Here is a 13,933-nt window from a genome sequence, read left to right as displayed (position 1 = left end):
GTCAGGCCAGCGCGATGTTCCCGGAGCCTTTGCTCCGCTGATAGCTCGCCGAGAGTTCCGCGTAGGTCTCTTCGAGCCCGGCGAGCAGCTCCGGGAACGCTGCCCGGGCCGGCGGCATCAGGTCGGCGGAGACGAAGAACGCGTTCTCCCGGTTGTACAGATCCCGATCCGGCGCCGCCGCCGCGCGGTCCGGGTCCGGCACCGCGTACACCTCCTTCAGGATCGCGATGTCGTACGGGATCGCGAAACTCTCAGCCGAATCCCGGTGACTGAACAGATAGGCGAACTCGTCGAAGCCCGCCCAGGCGATCCCGGACAGGCACAGCGAGCAGGGCTCGTGCGTCGCCAACAGCAGACAGTCCGCGACCGCGGGTCGGCCGGGCAATTCGTAGAATCGTTTGATGGCGTGAATCTCCCCATGCCACAAGGGATTCTCTATCTCGTTGTTGGTCGCCGCGACCACCGTCGACAGATCGTCCTTGCGGACGATCGCAGCACCGAAGATCTTGTTGCCCGCGGCCACCCCCTCCCGGGTGAGGGGCACCACTTCGTCACAGATCACCTCGAGCAGACGCCGGACCCGATCAGTACCGGACACGGTCGGCCTCGGCGTTCCAGGCCGCGAACGGCGCGAAGGCGTTGTCCGGGCGGACCGGATCGATCACCATCGGCCATTCCGTGCGCGGCGTGGCGAAGAGCTCGTAGAACTCACGGTCGTCGAACCCGCCGCGGGCCGCGTCCTCCCGGTCGGCGGCATAGACGACGCGATCCACCCGCGCCCACAGGGCCGCCGACAAGCAGAGCGGGCACGGCTCGCACGAGGTGTACAGGGTGTGGCCGAACAGCGAGAAGTCGCCGATCACCTGGCAGGCGGACCGGATGGCGATGACCTCGGCGTGCGCCGTCGGATCGTTGTCGCGGGTCACCCGATTCTGGCCGACCGCCACCGCGACGCCGTTGCGCACGATCACGGCGCCGAACGGACCACCGCCCTCGGCGACGCTCTCGGTGGCCAGGTCGACGGCCGCCGCGAGCCAGCGGGCGTCGTCGCTGCGGGTAGATGACTCGTGCGGCGGGGTTCGGTTGGCAGACGTCACTGTCCGACCTCCTTGAATCGCTGGAACCGGGCCGTCGAGATCGGATTGGCGTCGGCGACCAGTTTGTTGAACCGGTGGTTGAAGATCTTGGAGACCTCGATCAGCGTCTCCTGCCGCTCGGCGGCCGGCGAATTGTCCATCCGCGCCCAGTAGGAGCCGAGCATCTGCGCGAAACTCGCATCGTCACGCTCGGAGATGATCAGCGGGAAGCCGAACTTCTCCCGGTGTGCCCGAGCCACCTCGATCAACTCCTCGTGTTCCTCGTAGGACGGCTGCCCGAACACCGGGTCGATGCTCGCGAACGCCTCCGCCTGCTCGACCGGATCATCCGATCCGAAGTCCGCGTACGAGTTGATCAGGGTGTCCTGCTCGTCGTTGGTCGCGGTGAGGAGCGAGTCCTGGAAGGCCTCGCCGAGTTCCATCGGCGAGGCGAACGGCCGAAGGCCGTACACCACGTCGAGCGCCCAGTCCTGCTGCTGGACGACGTGCCCGAAGGTCTCGCCGAACTCGGCACGGCTCATCTCGTTGATCTGATCCAGGTGGACCAGATCGCCGGCGCTGTCGGTGGTGACCGCCGGACCGTGGTCGCGGCCGATGTGGAAGAAGATCAGGTTCAGCAGGATCGTCGTGAACGCGCCGGCGGCGATGCCCCCGGAGAAGTACCACTCCAGCCACGACGGCACCGCGTCGGTGACTCCCGGGAAGGCCATCACGTACATGCCCATCGCGATGCCGGTGCCGGCGACGATCAAGTTGCGATGGTCGTTGAAGTCGACGCTTCCGAGCAATTGGATACCGACGACGGCGACGGCCGCGAACAGCATGAGTGCCGCGCCGCCGAGCACCGGCTCCGGAATGAGGGCGACCACCGCGGCCGCCTTCGGGAACAGGCCGAGCAGGACCATGAAGACCGCCGCCATCGCCACGATCCACCGGCTCTTGACCCCGGTCACCCGGACCAGGCCGATGTTCTCGGCGAAGCAGGTGTACGGGAACGAACCCATGCTGCCGCCGATGGTGGTGGACACGCCGTCCGCGCGCAGGGCGGCGGCGACGTCGCCCTGCGTGATGCGCTTGCCCACGATGTCCCCGGTCGCGTACAGGCTGCCGACCGTCTCGACGGCGGTGATCATCATGACCAGCAGCACCAGGATCACTCCGGACACCGTCACCTGGGGCATGCCGAAGTGGAACGGCGTGGCGAACCAGAACCAGCCGGCCTCGTTCACCGCGGTGAAATCGGTGTCCTGAGTCAGGAACCACACCACGGACCCTCCGATCAGGCCGAGCAGCACCGCGATTGTGGAGAGGAATCCGGTGAAGAACCGCTGCAGCACCAGGATCAGGATGATCGTGCCGACGGCGAAGTAGAAGTTGGTCGGGCTCGACGGATCGCCGTGGCCGCCGGGCGAGGCGCCCATCACGCCGTACGCCCAGTCGAAGCCCGGCAGGCCGAGCTGACCGCCGATCGCGTGATTGGCCGCCACCGGCATCAGCGTGACGCCGATGATCGTGAGCACCGTGCCGGTCACCACCGGTGGGAAGAACCGCACGATCTTCGCGATGAGCGGTGCGACGAGGAAGAAGACGATGCCGGAGACGATCACCGCCCCGAAGATGAAGGGTAAGGCGGCCGATCCACCTCCGTGAGCGCTGCCGATCGCGATGAGCGGCGCGACTCCGGCGAAGGCCACCCCCTGGAGCAGCGGCAACTGAACACCGATCCGGAACTTGCCGATCCGGATGCCGACGGCCTGCAGCAGCGACGCGATGCCGCAGGTGAGCAGGTCCGCCTGGATCAGTTTGATCATGTCCGACCCGGAGACCCCGAGCGCACCGCCGATGATGATCGGCACGATCACCGCGCCGGCGTAGAAGGCCGCCACGTGCTGGAAGCCGTAGGTCAGCAGCTTCGGCACCGGTGGAACCTCGTCCACCGGATGGACGCGCGGCGCGTCGGTCGCCTTCTGGACAGTGCTCATGCTTGTACTCCTTCGTTGTTCGGCGCGGTCACTCGTCCAGCGAGGCGCCAGATCCGGTCACGAGACATCGGAAGTTCGTGCGGTCGTACCCCGAGGGCGCGCGTGATCGCGTTCGCCAGGGCCGGAGCGACCGGGTTGTACGGCGATTCGCTCATCGACTTCGCCCCGAACGGGCCGAGGTCGTCGTGCGTGGCCGCGAAATGGATCTCGGTGTCGGGGATGTCGGCCATCTGCGGCACCCGGTACGTGCGGAAGACCGGGGTCACCACGCGCCCCGCGCCGTCGAGCATGATCTCCTCGTAGAGCGCCGAGCCGATGCCCTGCGCGACGCCGCCCTCGATCTGGCCGCGGCACTGGGCCGGATTGACGACGGTCCCGGCGTCCGCGCCGTGTACAGACGCGAGGATCCTCACCGCCCCCGTGCCGGTGTCCACCGCCACCCGGAACCCCTGCACGTTGAAGGCGATCGACCGCAGCGCCCCGTCTTCGGATCCCTCGGCGACGATCTCGCCGCCGTCGAGGTGCTCGTCGTCGATCGCCGGCCGCAGACGCGCGAACCCGAGCAGACCGTCGCGAGTCCGGACGCCCGCGGACTCGATCCGGGGCTCCGGATCGCCGGACAGCACCGTCGCCGCGACGAGCAGTCGTTCCCGCAGAGCCAGCGCCGCGGCGTGCACGGCCTTGCCCGCCACCGTGGTTCCGGCCGAGGCGAAGGCCCCGGTGTCGTACGGCGCGGCATCGGTGTCGCCGTGACGCAATCGGATGCGGTCCGCGGTGGTGTTCAGCACGGTGGCCGCCAGCTGAACGTGCACCGTCGTCGTGCCGTTGCCGAACTCGGCGGTGCCGACGCCGACCGTGTAGATCCCGTCGTCGCCGACACGGACCGTCGCACGAGCGAAGTGACCGCGCGGCGCCATGGTCGCGATGGCCGAGAGAGCGATGCCCTCGCCGATCCGCCAGCGAGGTCCGCGAAACTCCGCGGCGACGTCGCCGGCCGAGGCGGCCAGGCCCCGCTGCACCGCGTCCAGGCACTGATCCAGGCCGTAGCTGCCGTAGATCAGGTCCTCCTCGGGTTCCGGATGGGCGATCAGCAGCGGATCGCCGTCGGCGACCATGTTGCGGCGCCGCAGGGTGTACGGATCGATGCCGAGCTCGAGCGCCAGCTGGTCCATCGCCGATTCGACGGCGAAGATCACCTGACCCAACCCGTATCCCCGGAACGCGCCGGAGGGCGGGTTGTTGGTGTATACGGACTCGGCGTCCACGCGTCGCACCGGGCAGCGGTACACCGAGACCGACTCGGCGCAGCCGTGGAACATCACGCCCGGCGAATGGTTTCCGTAGGCCCCGGCGTCGGTGAGCACGTCGAGATGCATCGCGGTGAGGACGCCGTCGGCGTCCGCACCGAGCCGGACGGAGACCCGGAACGGGTGCCGGTAGGTGGTGCGGGTCAGCTCCTCGGTGCGCGTCATCTCGTAGGCGACGGGCTTGCCGGTGCGCAGCACCGCCAGCGCCACCAGGTCCTCGGTCAGCATCTCCTGTTTGCCGCCGAAGCCGCCGCCGACGCGCGCGGTGAACACCCGGATCGCCTCGGGTGCCAGTCCGAGCAGGTGCGCGAGCTCGTCGCGGACCAGGAACGGCACCTGGGTGCTGGTCCGCAGTGTCAGGCGGCCGTCGTCGCCGAGCCAGCCGAGGGTGCCGTGGGTCTCGAGCTGAGCGTGTGAGACGCGCGACGTGCGCCACTCCCCTTCGACGGTCACCGCCGAGACCCGCAGCGCCTCGCCGATGTCACCGCCGTAGCCGTCGTGCATCGCGGCGACCACGTTGCGCCGGGCGTCGGCGACGCGGTCGGCCTCGGTGCGATCGGCATGCAGCAGCGGCGCGCCCGGCCGACGCGCCTGCTCGGGGTCGTAGACCGCGTCCAGCGGTTCGTAGACGACGTCGAGCAGGCGCAGCGCGCGCTCGGCGGTACCCGGATCGGCGGCGACGACCGCGGCCACCCGCTGACCCCGGAAGCGGACCACGGGGTCGAAGACGAGCGTGTCGTCCGGATCGTCCGTGCGCAGTTCGTGGCGAGCGGTGGAGAACCGCGGGGTGTCGACGTTCCGGTGCGTCAGAACCAGTTCGACTCCATCGACGGCCTCCGCCGCCGCGGTGTCGATGGAGACGATACGGGCGTGCGCGTGCGGCGAGCCCAGCACTTTGATGTGCAGCAGGCCGGGGATGTCCGTGTCGAAGGTGTACGGCTCGGTGCCGGTCACCACCCGCTCGGCCGCGAGCGGCCGCAGCGACTCCCCGACGCCCTTCGACCGCGCGTCATCGCACACTCCGCCGCGCGAACTCAGGACTCTGCTCCGCGGCGCCTCCGACCGCGCGTCGTCGCACGTCCGACCACACGTCTCGGGCCGCCGAATCTCCGTCGGCCCCACCACGCCCCGGATCGCCTCCCGGATGGGCCGATATCCGGTGCAGCGGCACAGATTGCCCTTCATCTTGCGGTCGAGGTGATCGAGATCGTCGGGGGTGAGAGTCGATGCGGTGACCAGCATCCCGGCGGTGCAGAAACCGCATTGGAAGGCGAAACCGTCGGCGAAGGCCTGCTGCATCGGGTGCAGCTTCTCCGGCGTGCCGAGACCCCGGACCGTCGTGATCGCCCGGCCCTCGGCACGCACGGCGGGATAGATGCACGAGTGGACCGGCACCCCGTCGACCAGCACGCCGCACGCACCGCAGTCGCCCGCGTCGCACCCCTTCTTGACCTCGAAGCGGCCCTGCTCGCGCAGCAGTGTCCGCAGACACTGGCCCGGGCGGGGCTGCGCGGCGACCGCGTCACCGTTCACGACGAACTCCATCACGCGACCCCGCCGACGATCTCGTCCTCGTCCACGGCGGCGCCGTCGGTCAGCTCGTCCAGGATCTCCGCCGCCAGCACCCCGGCCACCGCGCGCCGCCAGTCCGCGGAGCCCAGCGGATCGGTGTAGTACCCCTCCAGCGCTTCGGCGTCGGCGACCAGCGTCGCGGCGGCCGGCGGGTACCGGTAGCGCAGCACGCGCGGAGCGACCGTCGCCGCGGTGATCCCGAAGGTCAAGGCTCCGCCCGGGTCGCGGCGACCGGTCACCACCGCACCGGAGCGCCCGAGTTCGGCGAGGGCGATCTTGCGCATCGCCGCCCGCCCGCGCAGCGCGTAGCCGGGCAGATCGATCGCCCGGAGGACCTCGCCCGGCGCCAGCTCGTTACGTCCGTTCCCGGTGACCAGCGCGGCGACCGGCAGCCGTCGCGCGCCGCCGCCCGGCGTCCAGATCAGTGCGGTGCCGTCCAGCGCGACAGCCAGCGAGACCATCGACGCCGCGGCGAAGGAACGGCAGACGTTGCCACCGACGGTGGCGGTGTTCCAGATCTTGAACGACGCCAGCAGCGCGTCCGCACAGTCGGCGAACAATCGCTGGGCCGGCCACTGCGGACGCGGCGGCAGCGCGACCAGATCGGCGATGGTACAGGTGGCGGCGATCCGCAGGCCGTCGCCCAGTTCCTCGATCGGTGTCCAGTCCAGGCCCGTCACGTCCACCAGCCCGGTGATCGACGGCTGCGGCTCCGAGAACATCCAGGTGCCGCCGGCCACGATCGCCTCGCCCGGGGCCAGCGCGAGGTCGCTCCGTCGCCGGGCCACGCGGTAGCCCTGAACGTCGTACAGATCCATGGGTCAAGCACACCCAGGATTTGTCACCGATCTGTTACGCCGATGTGGCCGCCAGGGACAGATCTGTATCGGATTCCGGGCCTCCTTGGAGGTTCCTCCATGCCCGGAGATGCGGTGCCGGACGGTGCTGGTGATTCTTACCGGAACGGTCGCCGGACGGTGTCAGAAGACCTTGATCGGGTTGATGATGTCGGCGGTCAGGGTGAGCACCATGAAGGCCGCCATCACCGCCACCACGCCGTAGGTCAGCGGCAGCAGCTTGAAGTAGTCGACGGGTCCGGCCGCGGTCTTGCCGAACAGCCGGCGCACGGAGTTCCGGGCCTTCTCGTAGATCGCGACGGCCATGTGACCGCCGTCCAGCGGCAGGAGCGGAACCAGGTTGAACGCGCCCAGGAAGAAGTTCACGCTGATCAGCAGCAGGAAGAAGACGTCCCAGTAGCCGCGGTCGACGGCGTCGCCGCCGATGACCGACGCACCCCAGACACTCACCGGGGTGTCTATGGCGCGCTCGCCGCCGGTGACCGCCGTCCACAGCTTGCCCACCTTGGACGGCAGCGAGACGAGTGCGTTCCACGTCTCCACGAACATGTCGCCGGTGAAGCTCGCCGCGCCCGCCCAGATTCCCGCCGGACCGTACTCGCGCACGTTCTGCTGGTCCAGGCCGACGCCGATCGCACCGACGGTCACCGGCGACAGCGTCTCGTCCGGATTCCTCGTCATGCGCTGGACCTGAGTCACCGGCACCGTCAGCTCCTGCCGGGCGCCGTCGCGCTCGACGGTCAGCTGCACCTGGCCGTCGCTCTGCTGCACCTTCCCGATCAGGTCCGACGATCCGCTCACCGTTTGACCGTCGACAGCCAGGATCTGGTCACCCGAGCGCAACCCGGCCGCTGCGGCCGGCGCCGGTCCGGTGCAGTCGACCGGTTTGCCGTTCGCATCCGTCGACGGCGCGACGCAGCTGATCTCGGTGGCATAGACCGGCTTGTCCCCCAGGATCGGCAGGCCCCACGTGAGACCGACGAGGATCACCAGCACGAACCCGAGGAGGAAGTTCTGCGCCGGGCCGGCGAACAGCACGACGAGCCGCTTCCAGGTGGGCTGGCGGTACATGGCCCGCTCGCGATCGGCGTCGGTCAGGTCCTCGTGCGGGGTCATCCCGGCGATGTCGCAGAAACCGCCGAGTGGAATCGCCTTGACGCCGTACTCGGTCTCGTCCCCCGCCGTCAGGCCCTTCCGGGTCGACGTCCGCCGGGTCGACCAGAGGGTGGGCCCGAAACCGACGAAGTAGCGGCGCACCTTCATGCCGGTGGCCTGCGCCGCCCACATGTGGCCGCACTCGTGCCACGCGATGGAGATCAGCAGGGCCAGTGCGAACAGCACCACCCCGAGAACAAAACTCACGTCGTACTCGCCTCGTCTATCGTGCGCTCACCAGCGCTGCTGCCCGCTCCCGCGCCCAGGCGTCGGCAGCCAATACCTCCTCCACAGTACCGGGCGGCGACGTCCAGGAGTCCGCCTGCTCCAGCACCTGCGCGATGATCGCGACGATGTCCGGAAAGCCGATCGCTCCTGCGAAGAACCCGTCGGCGGCCACCTCGTTGGCCGCGTTGTAGATCGCGGTCAGACACCCGCCGCCCTCCCCGGCCTGCCGGGCCACCCGGATCGCCGGGAACACGTCCTCGTCCACCGGCTCGAACGTCCACTCCGCGGCCGCGGAGAAGTCGCAGGCGACAGAGGAACCGGGGACCCGCTCCGGCCAGCCGAGCGCGAGGGCGATCGGCAGCTTCATCGAGGGCGGCGAGGCCTTGGCGATGGTGGCTCCGTCGACGAACGTCACCATCGAGTGCACGATCGACTGGGGGTGGACCGTCACGTCGATGCGGTCGTACGGCACGTCGAACAGCAGGTGCGCCTCGATCACCTCGAGCGCCTTGTTGACCAGCGTCGCTGAGTTCAGGGTGATCATCGGACCCATCGACCACGTCGGATGCCGGCCCGCCTGCTCCGGAGTCACCGTCCGCACCTGCTCGGCCGTCCAGCCCCGGAACGGTCCGCCCGACGCGGTCAGTACCAGCCTGTCCACCTCCTGCGCGGTGCCGCCGCGCAGGCACTGCGCGATGGCCGAGTGCTCGGAGTCCACCGGCACGATCTGCCCGGGCGCCGCCGCGCCGGTCACCAGCGAGCCGCCGGCCACCAGCGACTCCTTGTTCGCCAGCGCCAGTCGTGCACCGCTCTTCAGCGCCGCCACGCTCGGGCGCAGGCCGATCGAGCCGACCACCCCGTTGAGCACCACGTCCGCCTCGGTCTCCTCGATCAGCCGCACCATCGCGTCGTCGCCGCCTAAGACGCGACCGCCCAACCGCTCCGACATCGCCTCTGCTCCCGCGGCGTCGGCCACCGCGATCGCGCCGGCGCCCAGACCGGTGGCGGCCGCCTGAGCGGCCAGCAGATCGAGGTTGCCCCCGCCCGCGCCGAGGCCGACCGTCTCGAAGCGCTCAGGGTGCTCGGCGATCACCTCCAGGGCCTGCGTACCGATGGAACCCGTCGAACCCAGAATCAGCACCCGGCGCCGGGAACGAGGCGAGCGGGCCGAATCAACACGTGTGGTCACACCGGTCATTGTCGCGCACCGGCATCGGGTTATGCTGTAGCCCTAGCTACTACCGGTCGTCATACATCGGTAGCCGAGCCTGACCCCGACACCGAGGAGTACTCAAGTGGCAAGCACCGAGGTCGATCACATCGATACCGGCTGGGTTCGCGAGGATCCGGAAGCGCCCTCGGCGCGTTTCGGCTGGTCGGGCACCGCTCCGCGCACCTACGCGATCGCTTCGTTCATCAGCGGCCTGATCATGTTCGGCATGCTCGTCGGCAACCACGTCGGCCACGTCGAAGACATCTGGCTCATCATCTTCGGCGTCGTACTGATCGCCTACCCGATCTACAAGCTCCGCCCGAAGAAGAACGAGTGGAAGCGAGGCGGCAAGTAGCCCGCTGACCCGTACGACGACGCGCAGCCGCCCCGGAACTCCCACCGGGGCGGCTGCGCGCATCAGCCCTCCTCAGCGGCCAGCTGACCGCACGCTGTCACACTCCTTCACCGCGTGACGGACAGCTGACTCGAGCTACCCCTCCTCAGCGGCCAGCTGACCGCACGCGGCCGCGATCTCCTGGCCGCGGGTGTCTCGCACCGTGCACGAGACACCCTGCTCGCGCACGCGCCGCACGAACTCGCGCTCGACGTCTTTCGGACTGGCATCCCACTGTGACCCGGGAGTCGGATTCAACGGGATCAGGTTCACGTGCACCATCGAGCCCAACGCCGCACGCAGCTTCTTGCCGAGCAGGTCGGCGCGCCAAGGTTGATCGTTCACGTTCTTGATGAGCGCGTACTCGATGGAGACCCGGCGCCCGGTCGTGTCGGCGTAGTAGCGTGCGGCGTCGAGCACCTCCTGCACCGACCAGCGGTTGTTCACCGGGACCAGCGTGTCGCGCAGTTCGTCGTCGGGGGTGTGCAGCGAGACCGCCAGAGTCACCGGGATCCCCTCGTCGGCGAGCTTCCGGATCGCCGGGGCCAGGCCCACCGTCGAGACCGTCACCGAGCGCGCCGAGATCCCCAGACCGTTCGGTTCCGGCGACGTGATCTTGCGGACCGCGTCGACCACCCGCTTGTAATTGGCCAGCGGCTCCCCCATGCCCATGAAGACCACGTTCGAGAGCCTCCCGGGCTCACCCACCTCGCCGTCGCGCAGAGCCCGCGCCGCCGCCCGCACCTGGTCGACGATCTCGGCGGTCGAGAGGTTGCGGTCGAGTCCGCCCTGTCCGGTGGCACAGAACGGGCACGCCATGCCGCAGCCGGCTTGTGACGAGATGCACAGCGTATTGCGATCCGGATACCGCATGAGCACGGATTCCAGGAGAGTGCCGTCGTGCAGACGCCACAGCGTCTTGCGGGTGGTTCCCTCGTCGCACGAGATGTGCCGGACCGGAGTCATCAGCGGGGGAAAGAGTGCGGCGCCGACGTCGTCCCGGATCCCGGCGGGCAGGTCGGTCATTTCGGCGGCGTCGGCGTTGAGCCGGCCGTAGTACTGCTTGGCCAGCTGATTGGCCCGGAACTTCGGCAAGCCGAGGTCGGCCGCCGCCGCGATCCGTCCGGCCTCGTCGAGGTCGGCGAAGTGCGTCGGCGGTTTGCCGCGCTTGGGCGCGGAGAAAACGAGGGGAAGGCTGCTCACGCCCACCATTCTCTCATGCGATGATGGGCCGATGAGCACACCAGAACCGCACGATGACGGCGAGGCCGTTCCCCCGACGCCCGAGCCGGTGCCGGTGCCGGTGCCGGCCGACGAGGCGCCGAACCGTGAACGCCAGGCGCTCAGCGAGGCTCGGCAACAGGTGCGCAAAGTAGCCCACACGCGGTCCCGGGCGACTTATGTCGGCTGGGTGCTCGGCATCGTCGTACTGATCCTGCTGCTGGTGTTCATTCTGCGGAACCAGGGCTCGCAGGAGATCGACCTGTTCTTCTGGAAGGTGGAACTCCCGGTCGGCGTGAGCCTGCTGATCGCCGCCATCCTGGGCGCGATCCTCACGCTCGCCGTCACCACGGCCCGCATGCTGCAGCTGCGCCGGGCCCTCACCAAGGTCGATCAGGCGCGCCGGGCCGCCGAGCGAGGGTGATCTCGACTCCGCTCGATCAACGAGGCACACGACTCCAGTCAGGAGTCGCTCACAACAATGCGGTCAGCACGCACCAGGTGACGAACGCACCCGGCAGCAGCGAATCGATCCGATCCATGATGCCGCCGTGGCCCGGCAGCAGCGTGCCCATGTCCTTGATGCCGAGATCGCGCTTGACCTGGGACTCGACTAGATCACCGCCCGTGCCGACGACCACGAGGACCGGGCCCAGGACCAGGCCGACCCACCAGTGCGTGCCGAGGAGCCAGTGCGCGCAGGCGACCGCGCCGACGGTGGCGAAGACCAGCGATCCGCCCAGGCCTTCCCACGACTTCTTCGGGCTGATCGCCGGAACCATCGGATGCTTGCCGAACAGCACTCCCGCGGTGTATCCGCCCACGTCCGAGCAGACGAGCACGATCAGGAAGGTGAAGACGCGATAGCGTCCCCCGCCCGGGTCGTCGCCGACGCCCTGCTGCACCATGTCGACGGCGAACACCGCCATCAGCGGGATCCACGCCAGCACGAGCAGTGAGAGGGAGGTGTCCCTGGTGTACTCGTGCGGGGCAGCCGAGAGTCCCTGGGAGAACAGCTTCCACGCGAGGATCGTCAGCGCGGTGGCGGCGAAGGCCACCAGAGCACCAGGCAATCCCCACGGCCACGTCGACCACACGATCGCCTGACCGCCCACCAGCAGCGGGATCAATGCGACATGACGGTCGCCCTCTCGCAGCCGCTTGGCCACCTCCCACGTCGCGACGGCGATCGCCACAGCGACGACGCCGAACCAGACACGCGGAACCAACGCCAGCACGGCGATGAGGCCGGCGCCCAGCGCCACGCCCACGCCGATGGCCGCCGGAAGGTTGCGTCCGGCCTTGGACGCCGTGGGCTGCGAGTCGGTGGTCATACTTCGAGCAGCTCGGCTTCTTTGTGCTTCACCAGTTCGTCGACCTGGTGCGTGTAGCTGTCGGTGGTGGCCTGCAGTTCCTTCTCCGCACGCTTCACCTCGTCCTCGCCGGCCTCGCCGTCCTTCTGGATCCGATGCAGTTCCTCGACGCCCTTGCGGCGGATGTTGCGGATGGCGATCTTGGCGTCCTCGCCCTTGCCGCGGGCCTGCTTGCCGAGCTCCCGGCGTCGTTCCTCGGTGAGCTGCGGAATGGCCACGCGGATCACGTTGCCGTCGTTGGTCGGGTTCACACCGAGATCGGAGTTGCGGATCGCGGTCTCGACGTCGCCGAGGATCGACTGCTCGTACGGCTTGATGACCACCAGTCGCGGCTCCGGCGCGTTGATGCTCGACACCTGAGTGATCGGCGTCGGCGCACCGTAGTACTCCACCATCACCTTGTGGAACATCGCCGGGTTCGCGCGGCCGGTCCGGACCGAAGCCATGTCGTCGCGCAGATGGGCGACGGCCTTCTCCATCTTCTCCTCGGCGTCGAGCAGGGTTTCGTCGATCATCGTCAAGGTCCTATCGCTGGTGGTTCACGTCTGAATGGGTGGATGGTTCGGGTCGGGCACGGCCCGACGGGACCGAGGTCACGAGGAAACGAGCGTGCCGATGCTCTCCCCCGCGACGGCGCGGGCGATGTTGCCCCGCTGGAGAAGATTGAACACCAGAATCGGCATGTTGTTGTCCATGCAGAGCGAGAACGCGGTCGCGTCGGCCACCTTCAGCTCCTTCTCCAGCACCTCGCGATGGGTGATCTCGCGGTACAGCTCGGCCTCCGGGTCGATGCGCGGATCGGCGGAATAGACACCGTCGACGGCCTTGGCCATCAGCACTGCTTCGGCCTTGATCTCCAGCGCGCGCTGAGCGGCCGTGGTGTCGGTGGAGAAATACGGCATGCCCATGCCCGCCCCGAAGATCACCACGCGTCCCTTCTCGAGGTGACGGACGGCACGCAGCGGAAGGTACGGCTCGGCGACCTGACCCATGGTGATAGCCGTCTGGACACGGGTGTCGATCCCACGCTTCTCCAGGAAGTCTTGCAGCGCAAGGCAGTTCATCACGGTCCCGAGCATGCCCATGTAATCCGAGCGGGCGCGGTCCAGGCCGCGCTGCTGCAGTTCCGCGCCGCGGAAGAAGTTGCCGCCGCCGATCACGATGCCGATCTGGACGCCGCCCGCGACGACCTCGGCGATCTGGTCGGCCACCGTGCCCAGCACATCGGGGTCCAGGCCCACGGATCCGCCGCCGAACATCTCACCGCCGAGTTTCAGCAGCACCCTGCTGAATCCTTCGCGCCGTACAGGTGTCTGCGACTCCGTCATCGTGCCCCTTCGCTGCTGGTCTGCGGTCCGGCCCGTCCGACGGCCAAACTCTCCTGATCATAGTGGTGCTCCGGCCGCGAAAGCACTCCGGCCCCGGCCCTTCGACTTCGCTGGGGAGCGAAGCGCACGACGCTCAGCGAGCGGAATGCGGCGAAGGGCCGGGGCCGGAGGTCAGGGCCGGAGGTCGACGGGGTCAGACCCGTCCG

Annotated in this window: 13 protein-coding genes; 2 read left to right on the top strand and 11 right to left on the bottom strand. The window is 68.8% G+C overall.

Going from position 1 to position 13,933, the window contains the following annotated elements:
• Position 1: 1 nt before the first annotated feature.
• The 7 genes from C6V83_RS09070 to dxr all read right to left on the bottom strand — a co-directional run bounded on the left by C6V83_RS09070 (position 2) and on the right by dxr (position 9,396).
• On the bottom strand, positions 2-598 hold the full coding sequence (locus tag C6V83_RS09070) for a nucleoside deaminase (protein WP_105942132.1): 597 nt from the start codon (positions 596-598) through the stop codon (positions 2-4).
• The gene (locus tag C6V83_RS09065; RefSeq protein ID WP_105942131.1) at positions 585-1,097 is read right to left on the bottom strand and encodes a nucleoside deaminase; all 513 of its coding nucleotides are present in this window, start codon (positions 1,095-1,097) and stop codon (positions 585-587) included. Before C6V83_RS09065 ends, C6V83_RS09070 begins: the two co-directional genes overlap by 14 nt.
• Positions 1,094-3,079, bottom strand: coding sequence for a solute carrier family 23 protein (locus C6V83_RS09060; protein ID WP_105942130.1), 1,986 nt, complete (start codon positions 3,077-3,079; stop codon positions 1,094-1,096). Before C6V83_RS09060 ends, C6V83_RS09065 begins: the two co-directional genes overlap by 4 nt.
• Positions 3,076-5,931, bottom strand: coding sequence for a molybdopterin-dependent oxidoreductase (locus C6V83_RS09055; protein WP_105942129.1), 2,856 nt, complete (start codon positions 5,929-5,931; stop codon positions 3,076-3,078). Before C6V83_RS09055 ends, C6V83_RS09060 begins: the two co-directional genes overlap by 4 nt.
• A complete protein-coding gene (locus C6V83_RS09050; RefSeq protein WP_105942128.1) occupies positions 5,931-6,776 on the bottom strand; it encodes an FAD binding domain-containing protein in 846 nt (281 codons plus the stop codon). Before C6V83_RS09050 ends, C6V83_RS09055 begins: the two co-directional genes overlap by 1 nt.
• 162 nt (positions 6,777-6,938) lie before the next feature.
• Positions 6,939-8,177 carry a M50 family metallopeptidase gene (locus tag C6V83_RS09045; protein WP_105942127.1) on the bottom strand — a complete coding sequence of 413 codons (1,239 nt, stop codon included), beginning with the start codon at positions 8,175-8,177 and terminating at the stop codon, positions 6,939-6,941.
• 16 nt (positions 8,178-8,193) lie between these two features.
• Positions 8,194-9,396 (bottom strand): 1-deoxy-D-xylulose-5-phosphate reductoisomerase, encoded by a 1,203-nt coding sequence (gene dxr, locus C6V83_RS09040; RefSeq protein ID WP_105942126.1) that lies wholly within the window; start codon positions 9,394-9,396, stop codon positions 8,194-8,196.
• A gap of 97 nt (positions 9,397-9,493) precedes the next feature.
• On the opposite strand from dxr, the gene C6V83_RS09035 reads away from it, so the two are divergent.
• Positions 9,494-9,766, top strand: a complete 273-nt coding sequence (locus tag C6V83_RS09035; protein ID WP_105942125.1) for a DUF2631 domain-containing protein — start codon at positions 9,494-9,496, stop codon at positions 9,764-9,766.
• Positions 9,767-9,901: 135 nt separating this feature from the next.
• Here C6V83_RS09035 and rlmN read toward each other — a convergent pair whose 3' ends face one another.
• Positions 9,902-11,008, bottom strand: coding sequence for a 23S rRNA (adenine(2503)-C(2))-methyltransferase RlmN (gene rlmN / locus C6V83_RS09030; protein WP_105943832.1), 1,107 nt, complete (start codon positions 11,006-11,008; stop codon positions 9,902-9,904).
• Between the two features lie 31 nt (positions 11,009-11,039).
• On the opposite strand from rlmN, the gene C6V83_RS09025 reads away from it, so the two are divergent.
• Positions 11,040-11,450: a LapA family protein gene (locus C6V83_RS09025; RefSeq protein WP_105942124.1), complete on the top strand. Its 411-nt coding sequence runs from the start codon at positions 11,040-11,042 to the stop codon at positions 11,448-11,450.
• A gap of 49 nt (positions 11,451-11,499) precedes the next feature.
• Here C6V83_RS09025 and C6V83_RS09020 read toward each other — a convergent pair whose 3' ends face one another.
• The 3 genes from C6V83_RS09020 to pyrH all read right to left on the bottom strand — a co-directional run bounded on the left by C6V83_RS09020 (position 11,500) and on the right by pyrH (position 13,727).
• Positions 11,500-12,360, bottom strand: coding sequence for a phosphatidate cytidylyltransferase (locus C6V83_RS09020; RefSeq protein ID WP_105942123.1), 861 nt, complete (start codon positions 12,358-12,360; stop codon positions 11,500-11,502).
• Entirely contained in the window at positions 12,357-12,914 is a 558-nt protein-coding gene (frr, locus tag C6V83_RS09015; RefSeq protein ID WP_105942122.1) for a ribosome recycling factor, read from the bottom strand. Before frr ends, C6V83_RS09020 begins: the two co-directional genes overlap by 4 nt.
• Before the next feature lie 78 nt (positions 12,915-12,992).
• Entirely contained in the window at positions 12,993-13,727 is a 735-nt protein-coding gene (pyrH, locus tag C6V83_RS09010; RefSeq protein ID WP_105942121.1) for a UMP kinase, read from the bottom strand.
• Positions 13,728-13,933 lie beyond the last annotated feature (206 nt).

Source organism: Gordonia iterans (assembly GCF_002993285.1).
GTDB classification, from domain to species: domain Bacteria; phylum Actinomycetota; class Actinomycetes; order Mycobacteriales; family Mycobacteriaceae; genus Gordonia; species Gordonia iterans.
Note: the sequence above shows the minus strand (reverse complement) of the source record. Positions and strands in the feature narration are given on the sequence as shown.

Excerpts from the sequence above, each read along its gene's own strand:
- C6V83_RS09020 (WP_105942123.1), bottom strand. The coding sequence starts at position 12,360 with ATGACCACCGACTCGCAGCCCACGGCGTCCAAGGCCGGACGCAACCTT.
- dxr (WP_105942126.1), bottom strand. The coding sequence starts at position 9,396 with ATGACCGGTGTGACCACACGTGTTGATTCGGCCCGCTCGCCTCGTTCC.
- frr (WP_105942122.1), bottom strand. The coding sequence starts at position 12,914 with ATGATCGACGAAACCCTGCTCGACGCCGAGGAGAAGATGGAGAAGGCC.
- pyrH (WP_105942121.1), bottom strand. The coding sequence starts at position 13,727 with ATGACGGAGTCGCAGACACCTGTACGGCGCGAAGGATTCAGCAGGGTG.
- C6V83_RS09050 (WP_105942128.1), bottom strand. The coding sequence starts at position 6,776 with ATGGATCTGTACGACGTTCAGGGCTACCGCGTGGCCCGGCGACGGAGC.
- C6V83_RS09025 (WP_105942124.1), top strand. The coding sequence starts at position 11,040 with ATGAGCACACCAGAACCGCACGATGACGGCGAGGCCGTTCCCCCGACG.
- C6V83_RS09055 (WP_105942129.1), bottom strand. The coding sequence starts at position 5,931 with ATGGAGTTCGTCGTGAACGGTGACGCGGTCGCCGCGCAGCCCCGCCCG.
- C6V83_RS09060 (WP_105942130.1), bottom strand. The coding sequence starts at position 3,079 with ATGAGCACTGTCCAGAAGGCGACCGACGCGCCGCGCGTCCATCCGGTG.